The organism is Pseudomonas sp. LBUM1670 (assembly GCF_059695695.1).
Window position 1 is genome coordinate 2,723,475 of sequence record NZ_CP166783.1, and the last position, 18,248, is coordinate 2,741,722.

At 60.1% G+C, this 18,248-nt stretch carries 15 protein-coding genes; 6 read left to right on the forward strand and 9 right to left on the reverse strand.

Annotated features, from left to right (window positions below; all coding sequences use genetic code 11):
• Positions 1–51: 51 nt before the first annotated feature.
• Positions 52–636, reverse strand: coding sequence for a TetR/AcrR family transcriptional regulator (locus tag ACA073_RS12350; RefSeq protein ID WP_497403757.1), 585 nt, complete (start codon positions 634–636; stop codon positions 52–54).
• A gap of 29 nt (positions 637–665) precedes the next feature.
• On the reverse strand, positions 666–1,049 hold the full coding sequence (locus ACA073_RS12355) for a tautomerase family protein (protein ID WP_497403759.1): 384 nt from the start codon (positions 1,047–1,049) through the stop codon (positions 666–668).
• 387 nt (positions 1,050–1,436) lie between these two features.
• Here ACA073_RS12355 and ACA073_RS12360 point away from each other — a divergent pair, with 387 nt between their 5' ends.
• Complete coding sequence (locus ACA073_RS12360) at positions 1,437–2,717, forward strand: serine/threonine transporter (protein ID WP_497403761.1); 1,281 nt, start codon at positions 1,437–1,439, stop codon at positions 2,715–2,717.
• Between the two features lie 1,066 nt (positions 2,718–3,783).
• Here the strand turns inward: ACA073_RS12360 and acnB are convergent.
• The gene (acnB, locus tag ACA073_RS12365; protein ID WP_497404078.1) at positions 3,784–6,393 is read right to left on the reverse strand and encodes a bifunctional aconitate hydratase 2/2-methylisocitrate dehydratase; all 2,610 of its coding nucleotides are present in this window, start codon (positions 6,391–6,393) and stop codon (positions 3,784–3,786) included.
• Positions 6,394–6,800: 407 nt separating this feature from the next.
• Here acnB and ACA073_RS12370 point away from each other — a divergent pair, with 407 nt between their 5' ends.
• On the forward strand, positions 6,801–7,271 hold the full coding sequence (locus tag ACA073_RS12370; RefSeq protein ID WP_497403763.1) for a DUF1289 domain-containing protein: 471 nt from the start codon (positions 6,801–6,803) through the stop codon (positions 7,269–7,271).
• Positions 7,272–7,383: 112 nt separating this feature from the next.
• Here the strand turns inward: ACA073_RS12370 and uspL are convergent, their stop codons facing one another.
• Entirely contained in the window at positions 7,384–8,247 is an 864-nt protein-coding gene (gene uspL / locus ACA073_RS12375) for a universal stress protein UspL (RefSeq protein WP_497403765.1), read from the reverse strand.
• A gap of 159 nt (positions 8,248–8,406) precedes the next feature.
• On the opposite strand from uspL, the gene ACA073_RS12380 reads away from it, so the two are divergent.
• Positions 8,407–9,015 (forward strand): MiaE family protein, encoded by a 609-nt coding sequence (locus tag ACA073_RS12380; RefSeq protein ID WP_497403767.1) that lies wholly within the window; start codon positions 8,407–8,409, stop codon positions 9,013–9,015.
• A gap of 94 nt (positions 9,016–9,109) precedes the next feature.
• Here the strand turns inward: ACA073_RS12380 and ACA073_RS12385 are convergent, their stop codons facing one another.
• Positions 9,110–11,359 (reverse strand): TonB-dependent siderophore receptor, encoded by a 2,250-nt coding sequence (locus tag ACA073_RS12385; protein WP_497403769.1) that lies wholly within the window; start codon positions 11,357–11,359, stop codon positions 9,110–9,112.
• A 120-nt stretch (positions 11,360–11,479) separates the two neighbouring features.
• The gene (locus ACA073_RS12390) at positions 11,480–11,968 is read right to left on the reverse strand and encodes a GFA family protein (protein ID WP_497403770.1); all 489 of its coding nucleotides are present in this window, start codon (positions 11,966–11,968) and stop codon (positions 11,480–11,482) included.
• Between the two features lie 219 nt (positions 11,969–12,187).
• On the opposite strand from ACA073_RS12390, the gene ACA073_RS12395 reads away from it, so the two are divergent.
• From ACA073_RS12395 to ACA073_RS12405, 3 genes are all read left to right on the forward strand, one after another.
• Entirely contained in the window at positions 12,188–13,072 is an 885-nt protein-coding gene (locus tag ACA073_RS12395) for a LysR substrate-binding domain-containing protein (RefSeq protein ID WP_497403772.1), read from the forward strand.
• Between the two features lie 99 nt (positions 13,073–13,171).
• On the forward strand, positions 13,172–14,281 hold the full coding sequence (gene aguA / locus ACA073_RS12400; RefSeq protein ID WP_497403773.1) for an agmatine deiminase: 1,110 nt from the start codon (positions 13,172–13,174) through the stop codon (positions 14,279–14,281).
• 2 nt (positions 14,282–14,283) lie between these two features.
• Positions 14,284–15,381 (forward strand): extracellular solute-binding protein, encoded by a 1,098-nt coding sequence (locus tag ACA073_RS12405; protein WP_497403775.1) that lies wholly within the window; start codon positions 14,284–14,286, stop codon positions 15,379–15,381.
• A 124-nt stretch (positions 15,382–15,505) separates the two neighbouring features.
• Here ACA073_RS12405 and ACA073_RS12410 read toward each other — a convergent pair whose 3' ends face one another.
• Genes ACA073_RS12410 through ACA073_RS12420 form a run of 3 tightly spaced genes read right to left on the reverse strand, consistent with a single transcriptional unit; the run spans position 15,506 to position 18,044 of the window.
• On the reverse strand, positions 15,506–16,123 hold the full coding sequence (locus ACA073_RS12410; RefSeq protein ID WP_497403777.1) for a DNA-3-methyladenine glycosylase family protein: 618 nt from the start codon (positions 16,121–16,123) through the stop codon (positions 15,506–15,508).
• Positions 16,120–16,932, reverse strand: coding sequence for an isocitrate lyase/PEP mutase family protein (locus tag ACA073_RS12415; protein WP_497403779.1), 813 nt, complete (start codon positions 16,930–16,932; stop codon positions 16,120–16,122). Before ACA073_RS12415 ends, ACA073_RS12410 begins: the two co-directional genes overlap by 4 nt.
• 29 nt (positions 16,933–16,961) lie before the next feature.
• Positions 16,962–18,044 carry a bifunctional transcriptional activator/DNA repair enzyme AdaA gene (locus ACA073_RS12420; RefSeq protein WP_497403781.1) on the reverse strand — a complete coding sequence of 361 codons (1,083 nt, stop codon included), beginning with the start codon at positions 18,042–18,044 and terminating at the stop codon, positions 16,962–16,964.
• Positions 18,045–18,248 lie beyond the last annotated feature (204 nt).

Consider the following 18,248-nt stretch of genomic DNA (forward strand, 5'->3'; position numbering starts at 1 on the left):
ACCAAAGATCGCAGCACTGTCAGATGATCATAGCGGAACAGGAGAGGGAGGCTATGGCGCTGTCAAAAAGGTGCGCGCAGCTTGCAGAACTTCATCGGACAAAGCGTCGCCCCGGGTAGCCCGGGCGAGCGTCAGTGCGCCGACCATGAGGGAGTATTGCACCAGCGCCTGTTGACGATCGCGGGCATCGTCGCCCGTGTTCATCAGGGGAGTGAGCGTGTCGAGCAATGAGCCGAGGCCTTCCATGAAGGTTTGGCGCAGGCCGCTTTCGGCGGCTTCGTGGCACATGTCACCGGCAAACGCCACCACCGGGCAGCTTTCGCCCGGATTGTCGCGGCTGGCGGCCGACAGGTAGGGTTCAATCAAGGCCAGACGGGCGGCGGTCTTGTCGTCGCTGGCGGCGATCCAGTCTTTCCAGCGGTCTGTCGATTGCTGGAACGCGCGGCCGCTGGCTTCCTGGGCCAGGGCCTCTTTGGATTCGAAATGCCCATAAAATCCGCCATGGGTCAGGCCCGCTGCCGCCATGATGTCGATGACGCTGATGCCGTGCACCCCCCGTTCGCGAAACAGGCGCGTGGCCGCCTCGACGATGATCTCGCGGTTGAGTTCGGCTTGCTTGCGGGAAACACGGGGCATTGGCGGCTCACAAAGATAAAGGATGGCGATCAGAGGGCGTACTGGGCAATTCCGTTGCCGAACGACCAGTTTTCTTTTTTCACTTCGACCAGATTGATGAAAACATCCTCCAGGCGCACTGCCAGTTCAGCGTGCAGGCTCTCGGCGATGGTTTTGTAGAGCAGTTTCTTCTGCTCGACGGTTCGGCCTTCGCTCAGGGTGATCTGAATCACCACCAGTTGGTCGGTGCGATTGATCCCGAGGTATTGCGGATCAAAGATGAAGTGCTGCTCGTCGTGTTCGGCGAGGATCTGGAAATTATCGTTTTCCGGCACGCCAATCGCGCTGTGCATGGCGGCGTAAATCAGTTGGCCGATGCGTTTGGCGTGGGTGGGGTCCTGATGCTTTTTGATGTCGATACGAACCAGTGGCATGGGAGGTCTCCGGAAGGGATACGGTTACTTAAAAATACATGATGATTGACCTTTATCAAGTGGAGACTGCTGTTCGGCGATCCAAGGCCGACAAACTGGGGTCTTTGAAAATACAAATAGCCAATGTGGGAGCGGGCTTGCTCGCGAAAGCGGTGTTTCAGTTAACGATGATGGGGACTGATGCGCCGCTTTCGCGAGCAAGCCCGCTCCCACATTGGAATGTGTTGAATCCAACTGATCCGCACCACCATTCCTCAGCTAAGTCTTTGCTTCTGTTCATTAATCCCGGACAATCGCGCCCCTGTTTCGGCCAGGGCGCTGCCTGTCGGATTTTTCCGACTCGTCCTGACCGGGTAGCAACTGACCGGAATGCGGAGGTCCCACCGGATGAATGATCAGGCCAATAGCGTCAACGAACGTTATGTAGCGGCGAAACCTGTCAGCCTTGAAGGCTGGAATCGCCATGACACCACCTGGATGCTGGGCCTGTTCGGCACGGCCATCGGGGCCGGTACCCTGTTTTTGCCGATCAACGCGGGTTTGGGCGGTTTCTGGCCGTTGCTGCTCCTGGCGCTGCTGGCGTTCCCCATGACTTTTTACGCACACCGTGGACTGACCCGCTTCGTGTTGTCCGGACGCGAAGGCGCGGACATCACCGAAGTGGTGGAAGAACACTTCGGCATCAAGGCGGGTGCGCTGATCACCTTGCTGTACTTCTTCGCGATCTTCCCGATCCTGCTGATCTACAGCGTGGCGCTGACCAACACTGTGGGCAGCTTCCTTGAGCATCAGCTGCACATCATGCCGCCACCGCGCGCCGTGTTATCGTTCGTGCTGATCCTCGGCCTGCTGTCGGTGGTGCGTTGCGGTGAGCAGGTGATCGTCAAGGCCATGAGCCTGATGGTGTATCCGTTTATCGTGGCGTTGCTGTTTCTGGCGGTGTTCCTGGTTCCGCACTGGAATGGCGGCATCCTGACCACCGCATCGACGCTGCCTGAGCCGTCGGCGCTGTTGCACACCTTGTGGCTGGCGATTCCGGTGATGGTGTTCTCGTTCAACCATTCGCCGATCATCTCGGCGTTCGCGGTGGACCAGAAGCGTCGCTACGGTGACCACGCCGAAGAGCGCAGCTCGCAGATCCTGTCCCGCGCGCACGTGTTGATGGTGGTGATGGTGCTGTTCTTCGTGTTTAGTTGCGTGTTGACCCTGTCGCCGGCGCAACTGGCGGAAGCGAAGGCGCAGAACCTGTCGATCCTGTCGTATCTGGCCAACCACTTCAGCAACCCGACCATCGCGTTTGCGGCGCCGTTGATTGCGTTCGTGGCCATTTCCAAATCGTTCCTGGGGCACTACATCGGTGCCAGTGAAGGCCTGAAGGGGCTGATCGTGAAGAGCGGCAAGCGTCCGGCGCCCAAGACGCTGGACCGTATGACCGCGGCGTTCATGTTGGTGGTGTGCTGGATCGTTGCCACGCTGAATCCGAGCATTCTGGGGATGATTGAGACACTGGGTGGTCCGGTCATTGCGGCGATTCTGTTTCTGATGCCGATGTATGCGATTCGCAAGGTGCCGGCGATGGCGCGGTTTCGTGGTCAGGCGTCCAATGTGTTTGTGACGGCGGTGGGTTTGGTGGCTATTTCGGCGTTGATTTATTCGTTGAGTGCCTGATCGTTGCGGCTCGTTTGATTTGATTTGATTTGATTTGATGAAATGAATGACGGCTGATCCGCTTTGCGGGTTGGCCGTTTTTTTTGGGGAGAGTGTCGGGGATTGCGGTTGTCCACCGGGTCTATGGGAGCTGGCTTGTCGGGCCGCCGCATCGCTGTGATGGCGGCCTGACAGCCGGCCTCTCCTTGCAGATGTGCCCGGAACCATTGTGGGAGTGGGCTTGCTCGCGAAGGCGGTGTGTCAGGTGGCGAGTTTTTTGATGGGGTACATATCCGTTGCTGCGGTAACGGCGGCTGGCGGTTTCGCCCTTACGGCGAGTCCCTTTTCCAAACGCCGAAAAGGAACCAAAAGGCTTTGCCCCTGACGTACGGTGCCTCGCTAAGGCTCGGCATGCCCTCGCTCCGGTCCTGCTCCGTGGGCCCGCCGCGATCGGCCATCCATGGCCGTGCGCGGCTAACCCGGCATCCATGCCGGGTTGCCCACTGCGCAGAACCTGCGCTCGGCCTTCCGACGGGGCAGATCAAGATCAAAAGCCAAAGCAAAGCAAAGCAAAGCAAAGCAAAGCAAAAGCAGTGCAGATACCCATCTTGCGCCGGACAAAATTCCAAATGTGGGAGCGGGCTTGCTCGCGAATGCGGTTTGGTATCCGCCATTGATGTCGACTGACACGGCCCCTTCGCGAGCAAGCCCGCTCCCACAGTGGATCGGCGTACGGCTGTCGCTTTTCACCAATCATCAGGTCGAACGTTAGCTCGCCTGCAGCTTTTGATCTTGCGGTGTACGCCCCCTCGAGAGGCCGAGTGGAGGTTCTGCGCAGTGGGCAACCCGGCATGGATGGCGGCGGGCCCACGGAGCAGGACCGGAGCGAGGGCATGCCGAGCCTTAGCGAGGTACCGAACGAAAGGGCAAGAGCCCTTGGTTACTTGGGGCTCTTCCAAGTGACTCGCCGTAAGGGCGAAACCGTCAGCAGCCCTGACCGCAGCAACGGATATGTACACAAAAACCCAGCCATAAAAAAAACGCCGCACATCTCGCGATGGGCGGCGTTTCCTACAGCCTTGTAACGTTACGCTTGAACAACCGGAATATTGGCGTTCGCAGCAGCCTCACGGAACTCGGCGATCTGGTCGAAGGACAGGTAGCGGTAAACATCGGCCGCCATGCTGTCGATCTTGCCAGCGTACTCCATGTACTCCTCGACGGTCGGCAAGCGACCCAGGATGGACGCAACGGACGCCAACTCAGCCGAAGCCAGGTAAACGTTCGCGCCGTCACCCAGACGGTTCGGGAAGTTACGGGTCGACGTCGACACCACAGTCGAGTTCGGCTCTACACGTGCCTGGTTACCCATGCACAGCGAGCAGCCCGGCATTTCCATGCGAGCGCCGGCCTTGCCGTAGATGCCGTAGTAGCCTTCCTCGGTCAGCTGGTGAGCGTCCATTTTGGTCGGCGGCGACAGCCATAGACGGGTTGGAAGCTGACCTTTGACCTGATCCAGCAGCTTACCGGCAGCGCGGAAGTGACCGATGTTGGTCATGCACGAACCGATGAACACTTCGTCGATCTTCTCGCCAGCAACGCTGGACAGCAGACGGGCGTCGTCCGGATCGTTTGGCGCGCAGAGCACAGGTTCTTTGATGTCGGCCAGGTCGATTTCGATGACTTCAGCGTATTCGGCGTCAGCATCGGCAACCATCAACTCAGGGTTGGCAACCCAGGCTTCCATCGCTTGAGCGCGACGTTCCAGAGTCCGTGCATCGCCGTAACCTTCGCCGATCATCCAGCGCAGCAGGGTGATGTTGGAGTTCAGGTACTCGGTGATCGATTCTTTCGACAGCTTGATGGTGCAACCGGCAGCCGAACGTTCGGCCGAGGCGTCGGACAGCTCGAAAGCTTGTTCGATGCTCAGGTCGTCCAGGCCTTCGATTTCCAGGATGCGGCCGGAGAAGGCGTTCTTCTTGCCTTTCTTTTCAACGGTCAACAGGCCAGCCTGAATCGCGAAGTAAGGAATGGCGTGAACCAGGTCACGCAGGGTGACGCCCGGTTGCATTTTGCCTTTGAAGCGCACCAGGATCGATTCCGGCATGTCCAGCGGCATAACGCCGGTGGCTGCGGCAAACGCAACCAGACCGGAACCGGCCGGGAACGAAATGCCCATCGGGAAACGGGTGTGCGAGTCACCACCGGTGCCGACGGTGTCCGGCAGCAGCATGCGGTTCAGCCAGCTGTGGATGATGCCGTCGCCCGGACGCAGGGAAACGCCGCCGCGGGTCATGATGAAGTCTGGCAGGGTGTGGTGGGTGGTCACGTCGATCGGCTTAGGGTAAGCCGCGGTGTGGCAGAAGGACTGCATCACCAGATCGGTCGAGAAGCCCAGGCACGCCAGGTCTTTCAGTTCGTCACGGGTCATCGGACCGGTGGTGTCCTGAGAGCCCACGGTGGTCATTTTCGGTTCGCAGTAAGTACCTGGACGAACGCCTTTGCCTTCCGGCAGACCGCAAGCCTTGCCGACCATTTTCTGTGCCAGGGTGAAGCCCTTGCCGGTGTCGACAGGTGCTTCTGGCAGTTTGAACAGATCGGTAGGGCCCAGGCCCAGCTCGGCACGGGCCTTGTCGGTCAGACCGCGACCGATGATCAGCGGGATACGGCCGCCGGCACGAACTTCGTCCAACAGTACCGGAGTCTTCATTTCGAAGGTGGTCAGGACTTCGTCAGTGCCGTGTTTGCAGACTTTGCCAGCATGTGGGTACAGGTCGATCACGTCGCCCATGTTCATGTTGGTAACGTCGAACTCGATCGGCAGTGCGCCGGCATCTTCCATGGTGTTGTAGAAGATCGGAGCGATCTTGCTGCCGAAGCAGAAACCGCCAGCACGCTTGTTCGGCACGTAAGGAACGTCGTCGCCGAAGAACCACAGCACCGAGTTGGTGGCGGATTTACGCGAAGAACCGGTACCGACCACGTCACCAACGTAGGCGATAGGGAAGCCTTGACCGCGCATTTCTTCGATCTGCTTCATCGGGCCGGTAACGCCTTGGGCGTCAGGCACGATGCCTTCGCGGGCCATTTTCAGCATGGCGAGGGCGTGCAGCGGGATGTCCGGGCGGGACCAGGCGTCTGGAGCAGGGGACAGGTCGTCGGTGTTGGTTTCGCCGGTGACCTTGAACACGCGCAGGCTGATCTTGTCGGCCAGGACAGGGCGGTTCTTGAACCACTCGCCGTCGGCCCAGGACTGGATCACGCCTTTGGCGTGTTCGTTGCCGTTACGGGCTTTTTCCGCGACATCGTGGAACGCATCGAACATCAGCAGGGTGTGCTTCAGTTGAGCAGCAGCGACAGCAGCCAGTTCGGCGTCGTCGAGCAGGTCAACCAGGGTCACGATGTTGTAGCCGCCCTGCATGGTGCCGAGCAGTTCAACAGCGCGTTTCTTGTCGATCAGAGGGGATTTTGCTTCGCCTTTGGCCAGGGCAGAGAGGAAACCGGCTTTTACATAGGCCGCTTCGTCCACGCCAGGCGGAATGCGATTGGTGATCAGGTCAACGAGGAAAGCTTCTTCGCCAGCCGGGGGATTCTTCAGCAGCTCAACCAGGCCTGCAGTTTGTTCGGCGTTAAGCGGCTGGGGAACGATACCCAGTGCTGCACGCTCTTCGATATGTTTGCGGTAGGCTTCAAGCACAGTTATTACCCTCATCAGTGGTCCCAAATGGGTGTCCGGGACGCTCATCCCGAAATTGCCGTACTCATGCGCTGCGTGGCGTTGTGGGCCACTTAGCCAGAATTACCGACAATTCCTTACAGAAGCTGCTTTCAAAGTTTTACGCCTGCAGAACGGGGAGCTGATGAGGGTTGGCGTAGAGCTTTTCCCCGCTGGAAAAACCCTTCGCCAACACCGCTCTGAAGGAACGACTGTGCTCGTGACGCTTTGAAAACAGCTTCTAACGGACATTGGCGCCTTAAAAGGCTGGCTGATTCTACGGCAAAAAAAATTTAAAGGTAAGTTCGCCTCGGAACTTTGAGGGGTGATGAATGTTAGACAAAGGGCTAACATGCCGACCTGTTCTGCTTTCCCGTGTTCTCTGACCTATGCCCAATCAGACCATCAAGACCCCCTGCGTCGGCCTTTGCTCCACTGTTTACGGTGACCTGGTCTGCCGTGGCTGCAAGCGTTTCCACCATGAAGTGATCCATTGGAACGGTTACAACGAGGAGGAAAAACGCGCGGTGTGGCTGCGTCTTGAGCAGCTGTTGTCCCAGGTGATGGCCAGCAAACTGGAGGTTTTCGACCCGCAGCGCCTGCGCCTGCAGCTGGAACAGCGCAAGATTCGCTTCGTGCCGCATCAGTCGGAATATTGCTGGGCGTACCAGCTGATCGCCCGGGGCGCGCGGGTGATCAACAATCTGGAGGCCTACGGGATGGTGCTGCTGCCGGAGTTTCGCGACTGGAACCTGCCTGAGCTGCGGGATGCGATCGATCGGGAGTTCTTTTTGCTCTCGGAGGCGCATTACCAGCGTTATATAGCACCCGGGTTTCTAAAGGATGCGTTCGGCGGTTAATTTTAAAAGCTTCGCGAGCAAGCCCGCTCCCACATTTGATCTGCGTTGTTCACAAAACCATTGTGGGAGCGGGCTTGCTCGCGAAGGTGGCCCGATTGGCGCCGCAAAAATCTCAATGCTGCGTCACGATCTCCTCCAGATGATCCATGATCGTATCCGGCTTCAACACCAGCACATCGCTCTCCACCGCATCCAGCACCACTTCCGCCGTATTCCCGATCAACGCCCCGGACAACCCGGACCGCGCGACCGTGCCAATTACCGTCACCGCCGCACCCAGCTTATGCACCGTGTACGGAATCAACACATCCGCCGGACCTTCCGCGATATGCAGGTGGTCGTCATCGATGTCGAACTCGGCCTGAAACGCCTTGCACTGTTCGCGATAGCGCGCCTCGATCGTTTCACTGAGCTGCAACGTAGGATCCGCCGCCGACAGCATTGGTGACGGATGGGCGCTGACCACATGCAGATGAGCCTTGGCCAGGCTGGCGATGTCGTAGCCGTGATCGACAATGCTGGCGTGCAAGGTGCGGTGTTCATCATCGGTATTGCCGACGTCGATCGCCGCCAGAATGACCCCGCCCGTCCAGGGCTTCGAGGTTTTGACCAGCAGCACCGGCGTCGGGCAAGAGCGCAGCAGTTTCCAGTCCGCCGGGGTCAGCAGGGCCTTTTTCAGCGGGCTGTCGGGATAGTGCTGCTTGATCACCAGCCCGCAACCTTCCGCTTGCTGAACATCGACGATGGTCTCGTGCAGGCTTTCGTTCCACGCCTGCTCGGTGGTAACGCTGTAGCCGTCCTCGAGCAGCGCCGCCTTGAGCACACCGAGCATGCCGCTATGGTCATGCTTGCGGTCGCACACCAGCAGATGCAAATGAGCCTGGGTCACGCCGGCAATCAGTTTGGCCCGTTTGAGCGCCAGGCTTTCCGAGTGTTCGGGGTCGATGACCACCAGAATGCTGCGAATGGCTTGCATGATCGGGATCTCCAGGAAGTAAAAAACACTGAGTTGGACAACTATAGTTGCTGGTCGCGCATCCGGGGCTTGATGCATATCAACGGTCGCGACTGGTGGTCTGGCCGCGGGCCGGTATAATCGGCGCCCTTCGTTTTAACCTATATGTCCGTGAGCCCCATGATCCTTCCCGAAATTCACGAGTTCCTTGGCTGCCGCACCCCCGACGGCTGGGTCCGGGCCGCGCTGGCCGATCAGGAAACCTTGTTGATCGACCACAAGAACTGCGAATTCAAGGCCGCCAGCACAGCATTGAGCCTGATTGCCAAGTACCACTCCCACGTCGACCTGATCAACCTGATGTCGCGTCTGGCCCGGGAAGAACTGGTGCACCACGAACAAGTCATGCGCCTGATGAAAAAGCGCAAGATCGAACTGCGCCAGCTGTCCGCCGGACGTTACGCCTCGGGCCTGCGCAAAGTGGTGCGCAGTCACGAGCCGGTCAAACTGGTGGATACACTGGTGGTCGGCGCGTTCATCGAAGCCCGCAGTTGCGAGCGTTTCGAGGCGCTGGTGCCGCACTTGGACGATGAACTGGGCAAGTTCTATTTCGGTCTGCTGAAAAGCGAGGCGCGGCATTTTCAGGGTTATTTGAAACTGGCGTATCAGTATGGTGATGCCAAGGACATCGCCCAGGTGATCGACCGGGTCCGTGCCGCTGAGCAGGATTTGATCGAGTCACCGGACGTGGAATTCCGCTTCCACAGCGGTGTCCCAGCCGCCGCATAACCCGTAGGAGCACGGCTTGCCGGCGAAGGCGTCCCAGGAATTGCCTTCGCGGCAAGCCTGGCTCCTACGGGTCGGGTTACGGCCCAACCGAGAATTAGAAATCCCACTTCGTGGTCAGCATCAGGTTGCGCGGTTCGCCGTAGAACGTGGTGCCGTAGTTGCCCAGGCCCGTCAGATACTTCTTGTCGAAGACGTTGTTGGCGTTGGCGGTGAAGCTCAGGTGCTCGTTGTACTGATAACGGGTCATCAGGTCGATGAGGGTGTAGCCGCCTTGTTTGAGCGAAGTGCCACCTTCGGTAGGGCTGGAGCTCTGACCGTAAAACGCGCTCTGCCAGCTGACGCCGCCACCGACGGTGACTTTGTCCAGTGCGCCAGGCAGGCGGTAGGTGGTGAACGTCCGCACGACGTGTTCCGGTTTGGTGGTGGCCAGCGGGAAACCGTAGATCCGTTGCTCGTCCTTGTCGCGAGTGCGGGCATAGGTGTAGCCGGCCGACAGGTTCCAGCCCTCGGACAGTTCACCCGCCAGTTCCAGTTCCACGCCTTTGGTGGTGGCGCCGGGAATGGCTTCGTAAACATCCTGCCCGGTGCCGTCGGTGGTGACGTATTGGGCGATGTTCTCCTGCTCGATGCGAAAGAAAGCCAGGCTGGCGTTCAGTTTGCCTTCGAGGTAGGCCGCTTTCAGGCCGGTCTCGTAGCTGTTGCCTTCAACCGGCTTCAGGGTCGAACCGGCAGCGTCCTTGTAGGTCTGTGGCTGGTAGATGTTGGTGTAGCTGGCGTAGACCGAATAGGTGTCATCCAGGTCGTAGATCACACCGGCGTAAGGGGTGACGACGCCGTGTTCCTTGTAGCTGGTTTGGGTGTCGGGCTGGCCGGCGCCCGGGTAGTAGCTGTAATCCTCGTTGTACTTGAAGGTGCTCACGCGGCTGCCGAGGATGATCGACAGATCGTCGGTCGGGCGCAGGCGCGTGGCCAGGTAAGCACCGTTCTGACTGGTGGTGCGCTCGTACTTGCCGTTCTTCGGGAAATCCTGTTCCGGCAGGTTGCCTTTCCAGTCATAGATGCTGCCCGGCACACCTCCGGCTCCGGGGATGACGCTGTCGAATGTCGCGCCGGTCTGGCGGGCATGGGACGTCATGAAACCGGCCACCAGTTCGTGCTCGCGACCGCCGAGGGTGAAGGGCCCGGAAACGTTCACGTCAGCGGTGTTCTGCACGCGATGACCTTCCCAGCGACCCCAGTAAAGGGACATGCCTTCACCGGTGGCGCGGTCCGGGAAGCCACCGCTGGCTGAGGCCAGGCGCGTATCGTGATCGGTGGTTTTCTGGTTGAGATTGACCTTGAGTTTCCAGTCATTGGCCAACGCCTGTTCCAGCGACGTGAAGTAGGTGACCGTGTTGAAATCACGACGGCTCCAGTCGGCGCCCGGGTTGAAGCTGCGCGAGAAGTCGGTACGGCCACCGTCTGCGAAGTACACCGTGTTGCCGGTCCAGGAGGTGCCGCGTGGGGTGGCACTGGACTTGTCGATGCCGAAGTTCAGCAAGGTGTCGTCCGTCAGGTCAGCTTCGAGGATGCCGTAAAACAGGTCTTTCTTCTGGTTGTAGTGATCGATGTAGGAATTTTTGTCCTGGTACGAACCCACGAAGCGGCCGCGTACGCTGCCGGTATCATTCAGTGGACCGGAAATGTCGCCGGTAGTGCGGTAGCTGTCCCACGAGCCGACGGTGCCGCTGATCGAGGCCTTGAATTCCTTCGTCGGCTTCTTGCGAATCAGGTTGACGGTGGCGGACGGGTCGCCTGAACCGGTCATCAGACCGGTCGAGCCCTTGACGATTTCGATGCGGTCGAGGCTGGCTGCGTCATCGCTGTTGTTCGGGTTTTCACCGTAGACACCGTCGTACGGCTGGTTGACCCCGTCGTACTGGAAGTTGGTGATGGCAAAGCCGCGGGCAGAAAACTCGGTACGGTCGCTGTCGTATTTTTGCGTCGAGACGCCGGGGGCGTTGCGTAGCGCATCGCTGACACTCTGCACGCCGCGATCGTCCATTTGCTGACGGGTCACCACGGTGACCGATTGCGGCGTTTCACGGGGCGACAAAGCCAGGCCAGTGGCGGAAGACGTTGAGCCCGTGGTGTAGGAATGGGTGTCCTCGGTGGTCTCGCCCAGGCCTACGGCAGAAATACTCGTCGCACCCAGTTGCAGCGCGCCGTCGTCTTTGGGCGCCGGTTTGCTTTCTACCGTTTCGGCGGCATGGGCGGTGTAGGAAAGGCTCAGGAGCGCGGCTGGCAGGGCCAGTGCCAAGGGGCGCAGGGCAAAACGAAAACGTGCGGCGAGTGGGTGCGACATGGAGATCCCTTTGTATCGAATCGGTCGGTAAGTGAAAGGCTTCTGAGGGTTAACCGAACGAAAAACGCAAAAGGGAACTGCTGTGTGCAAAAAAATTCGAGGTCCGTGTTTTTCTTGGGTTTAGCGGACCAAATCAAGACGCTCATGCCACTGCGCGATGGATTCTTCCGGCCAGATTTCGCACTGCCGATCACCATGATGCGCCGGGACCTCCACCCACGGCGCTTTCGAACCGAGCATCACGTGCGTGTACTCGGGTGGTACGGGCAGCGCGGTGTCGATGGCCGAGGCGAACGGGTGAATCAGTTCCGGCCATTCAGGGCTGAACAGCCACAACCCCGAGCCACACACCGAACAGAAGTGCCGCTCTGCCGTGCTGCGGTGGGCGCGTTTGTCGCCGTCATCCTTGAGCCGCGCGTGGTAGATCGCGATGGATTTGCGACCGCGCACCTTGAGGCTGGCGGCATCGCCAGCGATGTTGACCGAGTAACCGCCACCGCCCTGGGTCTTGCGGCAGATTGAGCAGTAGCAACGTTGATAAGGGTAGGGGTGGGCGCTGGTCAGACTGAACGACACGGCGCCGCAGTGGCAGGAGCCTTCGAGTTGCATGGGGGGCCTCCGGTGGGGTGAAGTTATGCGGTTCAGCCTAGAAGATTTGTGGTGCAAGTGCTGACGCCTTCGCGAGCAAGCCCGCTCCCACATTGGATTTGTGAACGACATAGATCCAATGTGGGAGCGGGCTTGCTCGCGAAGAACGATAACGCGGTCCCACTGGACGCCCACCGATAGCCCAGTCAGCATGGCAATTCAAAACCGGGACCTGATCTGATGCGCCGACTACCTTCCCTTGCAGCACTGAAAACCTTCGAATGCGCCGCCCGTCACGCCCACTTCGGCCGGGCCGCCGCAGAGCTGTGCGTCACCGACAGCGCCGTCAGCCATCAGATCCGCCAGCTCGAAGAGCAACTGGGCGTGTCGCTGTTCATCCGCGAAGGCCGGCAAATCCGCCCGACCATGGCCGCCGGACGCCTGATGCAAAGCCTGCAGCAAGCCTTCGAACTGATCGGCGAGGCCTGCGATGAACTGCGCGACCCCTCATCGCTGGCGGTGTTGCGCCTTGCGGTGACCGCCGAACTCGCGCAAAAGTGGTTGATGCGTCGCCTCACGGATTTCTACGCGCGCTACCCGCACATCACCTTGCACCTCTACGAACAACCGATCGACGCCACCGCGCCGGGGGAAGATATCGACTTGGCGATCACTTACGGCACCGGCCCGGTGGACAGCAGCGCGTACTTCGTCCGGCCATTGCCGGCCTTGCAGTTCTTCCCGGTGTGCAGCCCCGGCCTGTTCAATCAGGGAACCTTGAAAACCCCAAAGGACCTGGCGCGCCACTGCCTGTTGCACGACGATCAGGACGGCAAGACCTGGACCGCGTGGCTCACCAGTCATGCCGGCGATCAACGCCCCGAACGGCAACTGTATTTCGCCCACGCCGGTTTGGCGCTCGAAGCAGCAGCCCAAGGGCAGGGCGTGGCCATGGGCGATAACCTCACGGCCCAGGAAGATTTGCTCAGCGGTCGGCTGGTCCGGCCGTTTACTTCAAGCATGACCGCGCTGGGCCAATACGCGCTGGTGTGCGAACGGGTGCGGCTGGAGCGTCCGGCGATGGCGCAGATGCTGGAATGGTTCAACGATCAGCTGATCGATTGATGAGTTGAATTCAAGTATTCCGAAATAATCATCGTTGGCGAGGAGGGCGCCGGCGACCTTAGCCTGTGGTCATCCAATCCCCGTTGATGAGGTTTGACCATGGCACGTTTGCTCGACTCCACCCCCAAGCATGACGGTTTCCGCCTGCCCGGCGAATTCGAAACCAAGGCCGGTTGCTGGCTCGGCTGGCCGGAGCGCACCGACGTCTGGCGCAACGGCGCCAAGCCTGCACAGAAAGTCTGGGTGCAGATCGTCACCGCCATCTCTCAAAGTGAACCGGTCACCGTGTGTGCCTCCGCCGCGCAATTCGCCACGGCGCGCCGTCAGTTGCCACCGCAAGTGCGCGTGGTGGAGATGACCTGCAACGACACCTGGTTCCGCGACAGCGGCCCGTGCTTTGTGGTGAATGACGCCAGCGGTGAAGTGCGTGGCGTCGACTTCGAATTCAACGCTTACGGCGGGCTCGACGGAGGCTTGTATTACCCGTGGGACAAGGACGACCAGATCGCCAGCAAAATCCTCGAAATCGAACGCTGCGACCGCTACCGTGCGCCGCTGATTGCCGAACTCGGTGGCATCCAGAGCGACGGCCAGGGCAGCATCCTCACCACCGAACAGTGCCTGCTCAACCGCAATCGTAACCAGCACCTGGGCAAGGAAGAAGCCACCCGCCGACTGACCGACTACCTCGGCGCCGAGCAAGTCATCTGGCTGCCGCGCGGTTGCAAGTTCGATGAAACCGACGGTCACGTCGACGACCTCGCGTGCTTCGTGCGCCCCGGCGAAGTGGTGCTGCAATGGACCAATAACCGCGATGACCCGCAATGGGAAATCTATCAGGAAGCCTACGACATCCTGCGCAGCACCCGTGACAGCCGTGGCCGCGAGTTGATCGTGCACAAGTTGCCGCAGCCCGATGTGCTGGAATGGACCGCTGAGGAAGCCGAAGGTTTGGACCAGCAAGACAGCACCCACACCCGTCAGGCCGGCACCAAAATCTGCGCGTCGTACATCAACTACTACGCCGGCAACACCTCGATCGTGGTGCCGCTGTTTGGCGATCGCAACGATCAGGTGGCGCTGGCGACACTGGCCGAACTGTTCCCGCAGCGCAAGATCGTCGGCATCGAAAACTCCCGGGAAATCCTGCTCGGCGGCGGTAACGTCGCGTGCATCACCATGCCGCAATATGCCGGTAAAGGAGTGTAATCATGGGCCTGCACAAACTGACTCAAGCGTTATCGCTGGTGCTTGCACCTTTGTGTGTGCAGGCCGCCGACAGCGCCAGACCGGTGGTGAACCTGTACATCTGGGGCGAGTACCTGGCCCCGGATACCCTGACCAATTTCGAGAAGAAGACCGGCATCCATGTGGTCGCCGATCACTTCGATTCCCTGGAAACCGTCGAGACCAAACTGCTCACTGGCCGCAGTGGCTATGACCTGGTGCTGACGGCGGGGCAGCATTTGTCCCGGGCGATCCAGAGCGGGGCCATTCAAACCTTGAACCCGCAACAGCTGCCGCACTTTGCCGGCGTCGGTGACGAATTCCGCCAGCACATGGCGGTGTTCGATCCGGGCAATCGCTACGCCGGGATTTATGCTTGGGGCACGACCGGTGTGGGTTATCAGGAAGAGGCGATCAGAAAGCGTTTGCCGGACGCCCCAACCGACAGTTGGGCGATGCTGTTCGATCCGGCAGTGGTGTCGAAATTTGCCGATTGCGGTGTGAGTTTGCTCAATGATCCCAACGAGGTGTTCGCGGCGGTGATGAAGTACATGGGGCTGGACATCAACCGCCAGAACCTCGATGACCTGAAGCTGGCCGAGCAGCAACTGGCGAAGATTCGGCCGTACATCCGTTACTTCGACAATGACCTGAACATCAGCGACCTGGCGAACGGCAACACCTGCGTGGCGATGTCGTGGAACGGCAACGTGGCCATCGCAGCGGGGCAGGCAGAGGCTGCGAAAAAGCCGTTCACGTTGACCTACCGGATACCGAAGGAGGGGACCTTGATCTGGTTCGACGCCATGGTCATTCCCAAGGATGCGCCGCATCCCGAGGCCGGTCTGGCGTTGATGGACTACCTGATGACGCCGGAAGTGATTGCGCCGATTACCGACACCATCCATTACGCCAATGCGATTACGGCGGCGGATGGCTTGATCGACCCGGCGATTCGTAATGACCCGGGGACCTATCCGTCGGCGCAGGTGCGGGCTTCGTTGTATAGCAAGAATGACAATGGCAAGGCATTCAATCGGGCGTTGATTCGGGCGTTCAGTCGGTTGAAATCCGGGTTGTGACTGGCTCTGGATGATGGGTTGAATGGGCTGACGCCTTCGCGAGCAAGCCCGCTCCCACATTGGATCTCAGTGTTCACGAAATCCCTGTGGGAGCGGGCTTGCTCGCGAAGAACGATAACGCGGTCTATTTGGCCGGCACCCGCCACAAATACCAGGAAGCCACCGTCCGATAAGGACTCCACCCCAACCCGATCTCCACCATTTGCTTGCGGGTCGGTTGCACCTCCAGCCCCTTCAACCGCCGATACCCCTCACGCACCCCAAAGTCATCCGCCGGCAGAATATCCGGCCGCTCCAGGCTGTAAATCAGCAGCATCTCCACCGTCCAGCGCCCAACCCCGCGCAACGTAATCAACCGCTCGATCAACGCCTCATCATCCATCGCCAACGCCGTCGCATAATCCGGCACGACCCCATCCAGCGCCGCCTGAGCAATGCCCTGAATGGTCGCGATCTTGCTCGCGGAAAAGCCGCACCCGCGCAACTGATCGAACCCGGTCGCCAGAATCTGCTCAGGTCGCGGAAACGCCGTCGATGGAAACAACGCCAGCAGCCGACCGACAATCGCATCCCCGGCTTTGGCGTGCAGTTGCTGATAGGCAATCGCCCGCACCAGCGATTCATACGGATCGCGCGCCGCATGCGGCTGGTGCAGGCAAGGGCCGATGGCCGCGATGTGGCGCGCCCAGTCTTCATCAATGGACGCGAGAAACGCCGTCGCGGGCAAGTAAGGATCGGTCAAGCGTTCACCGCCGTTTTCAGCAACGCGTTCACTTCCCCGTAGGAGAACGCCTTGAGGTGGCTGCTATCGAGTTTGCCGGTTTCCAGAAAACTTTTGGCCAGGCCAGCCATCGCACCGTAAAGAAACTCGGCGATACCGGAACCTGCGCTCAACCGGCGAACGCCCAGCGCTTTCAACGCTTCAGGCGACGGCAACCCCGGCAGCCCCAGTACGTTCACCGGCAGCGTAGTGCCATGGCACAGCGCAGCAATTTCGTACTCGGCCGAAACGCCGGCCGCAAACAGCCCGTCAGCACCCGCCGCCTGATACAGTGCCGCACGTTTGAGCGTTTCCGCGACGCGATCTTCGGCCGGCACCAGACCCTTGAGGTACACGTCGGTGCGAGCGTTGATGAACAACTTCACTTCGCGGCGCTCGGCAACCTGACGGGCGATTTCGATCTTGCGGGCCAGCAGTTCGGGCGGAGAAGCACCGTCTTCGATATTGATGCCGACGGCACCGGCGGCGATCACCGCATCAATCACTTCGGCAACCCGTGTCAGGTCATCGGAATAACCGGCCTCGATGTCCACGGTCAGCGGTAGCGAAATCACGCGTGCGATGGACTCGACGGTCGAGACCAGGCGTTCGATGGGCAGGGCATTGCCGTCCGCATAACCGTGAGCCCAGGCCACTGCCGCACTGCTGGTGGCCACCGCTTTGCAGCCCAGTTGCTCGACGATGCGCGCCCCGGCGGCATCGGCGACGTTGGTGAGAATCAGCAGACCGTCCTGATGCAGCCTGTGGAATTGCTGGTCGAGCATGTCCATCGAATTTCCTTATGAAAAACACCGAAGCGTCAGAGCGCGAGTTGTTGTTTGACCTGTACCGCCGCGTTTTCCAGCCTGAGCAGAAACGCCTTGCGCGGTTGTCCTCCACCATAGCCCGTCAGCGAGCCATCCGCACCGATCACCCGGTGGCAGGGCAAGACGATCGAAATCCGGTTATGCCCGTTGGCCAGACCCACGGCACGGCTGGCGCCGGGTTTGCCCAACAGCGCGGCGATGGTGCCGTAGGTGCTGGTCTGGCCGTAGGGAATTTTCGCCAGTTCGGCCCAGACCTGCCGGGAGAACTCAGTGCCGGGCAAGTGCAGCGGCACCTTGAATTCGGTCAGCTTGCCGGCGAAGTACTGGGCCAGTTCCTCTTCAATCTGCCGCAAGTGCGCGTTGTGCCCGGGCGCTACCGCATAGCCATGACGGTTCTGCAACGCTTCGACTTCCCGAGTCAGCGCCGGCCGGTCGAGAAACTCCAGCAGGACAAGCCCGCGCCGCTCGGCCATGGCGATCATCGGCCCCAGCGGCGTGGTCAGGCGCGTGAACAGCAGGGGCTCGCTGTTGGCCGCACGACCGGGGGTGATGTGGAAGGATTTTTGAAAGGCATCACGAAAACCGCTCAAGGATTCGTAACCGGAATCGAACGCCGCGTTGTCGATGGAATCGCCCTGCTTGATCCCGCCCAGCGCCATGCCAAGGCGTCGGGTGCGCAGCCACGCGTGAAAGGTCATGCCGAAATGCTGCTTGAACCAGCGCCGCAGTTTCAGCGGTTCGATGCCTTCGGCCAGCAACTGCGCATCGGTCCAGCGCAGTTCGGGATCGGCGTCCACTGATTTGAGCAGCGTCTGCACCCAGTCCGGGGCGATGGCGGCCGCGTCCAGCGGTTTGCAGCGCAGGCAGGCGCGGTAGCCGGCAGACAGGCAGTCATCGGCATGGGCGAAGAACTCGACGTTCTCCGGTTTCGGTTTGCGCGCCGTGCAACTGGGGCGGCAGAAGATGCCGGTGGTTTTGACCGCAGTAAAAAACACCCCCTCGTAGGTGGTGTCTCGTTCGAGCATGGCGCGAACCATCTCGGCGTGGGGCGGAAGCATCGTGTTTTGTAGGTTCATGGATTCAGCATAGGGCGCCCCGCCTCAGGCCTCCACCGACAAATCGACAGGAAACTTTCTAATGTGGGAGCGGGCTTGCTCGCGAAGAGGCCATCACATTCACCATCATCATTGACTGGCAGACCGCTTTCGCGAGCAAGCCCGCTCCCACAAGTAGGTAACCAGTCTTTCAGGCCCGGAGCAACACCAATCAGCGGCAGGGCA

Bases quoted from the DNA above. Each gene is read 5' to 3' on its own strand.
- uspL (WP_497403765.1), bottom strand. From the start codon at position 8,247: ATGCAAGCCATTCGCAGCATTCTGGTGGTCATCGACCCCGAACACTCG.
- ACA073_RS12360 (WP_497403761.1), top strand. From the start codon at position 1,437: ATGAATGATCAGGCCAATAGCGTCAACGAACGTTATGTAGCGGCGAAA.
- ACA073_RS12370 (WP_497403763.1), top strand. From the start codon at position 6,801: ATGCCCAATCAGACCATCAAGACCCCCTGCGTCGGCCTTTGCTCCACT.
- ACA073_RS12420 (WP_497403781.1), bottom strand. From the start codon at position 18,044: ATGAACCTACAAAACACGATGCTTCCGCCCCACGCCGAGATGGTTCGC.
- ACA073_RS12385 (WP_497403769.1), bottom strand. From the start codon at position 11,359: ATGTCGCACCCACTCGCCGCACGTTTTCGTTTTGCCCTGCGCCCCTTG.
- ACA073_RS12350 (WP_497403757.1), bottom strand. From the start codon at position 636: ATGCCCCGTGTTTCCCGCAAGCAAGCCGAACTCAACCGCGAGATCATC.
- ACA073_RS12380 (WP_497403767.1), top strand. From the start codon at position 8,407: ATGATCCTTCCCGAAATTCACGAGTTCCTTGGCTGCCGCACCCCCGAC.
- ACA073_RS12390 (WP_497403770.1), bottom strand. From the start codon at position 11,968: ATGCAACTCGAAGGCTCCTGCCACTGCGGCGCCGTGTCGTTCAGTCTG.
- ACA073_RS12395 (WP_497403772.1), top strand. From the start codon at position 12,188: ATGCGCCGACTACCTTCCCTTGCAGCACTGAAAACCTTCGAATGCGCC.
- aguA (WP_497403773.1), top strand. From the start codon at position 13,172: ATGGCACGTTTGCTCGACTCCACCCCCAAGCATGACGGTTTCCGCCTG.
- ACA073_RS12405 (WP_497403775.1), top strand. From the start codon at position 14,284: ATGGGCCTGCACAAACTGACTCAAGCGTTATCGCTGGTGCTTGCACCT.
- ACA073_RS12355 (WP_497403759.1), bottom strand. From the start codon at position 1,049: ATGCCACTGGTTCGTATCGACATCAAAAAGCATCAGGACCCCACCCAC.
- ACA073_RS12415 (WP_497403779.1), bottom strand. From the start codon at position 16,932: ATGGACATGCTCGACCAGCAATTCCACAGGCTGCATCAGGACGGTCTG.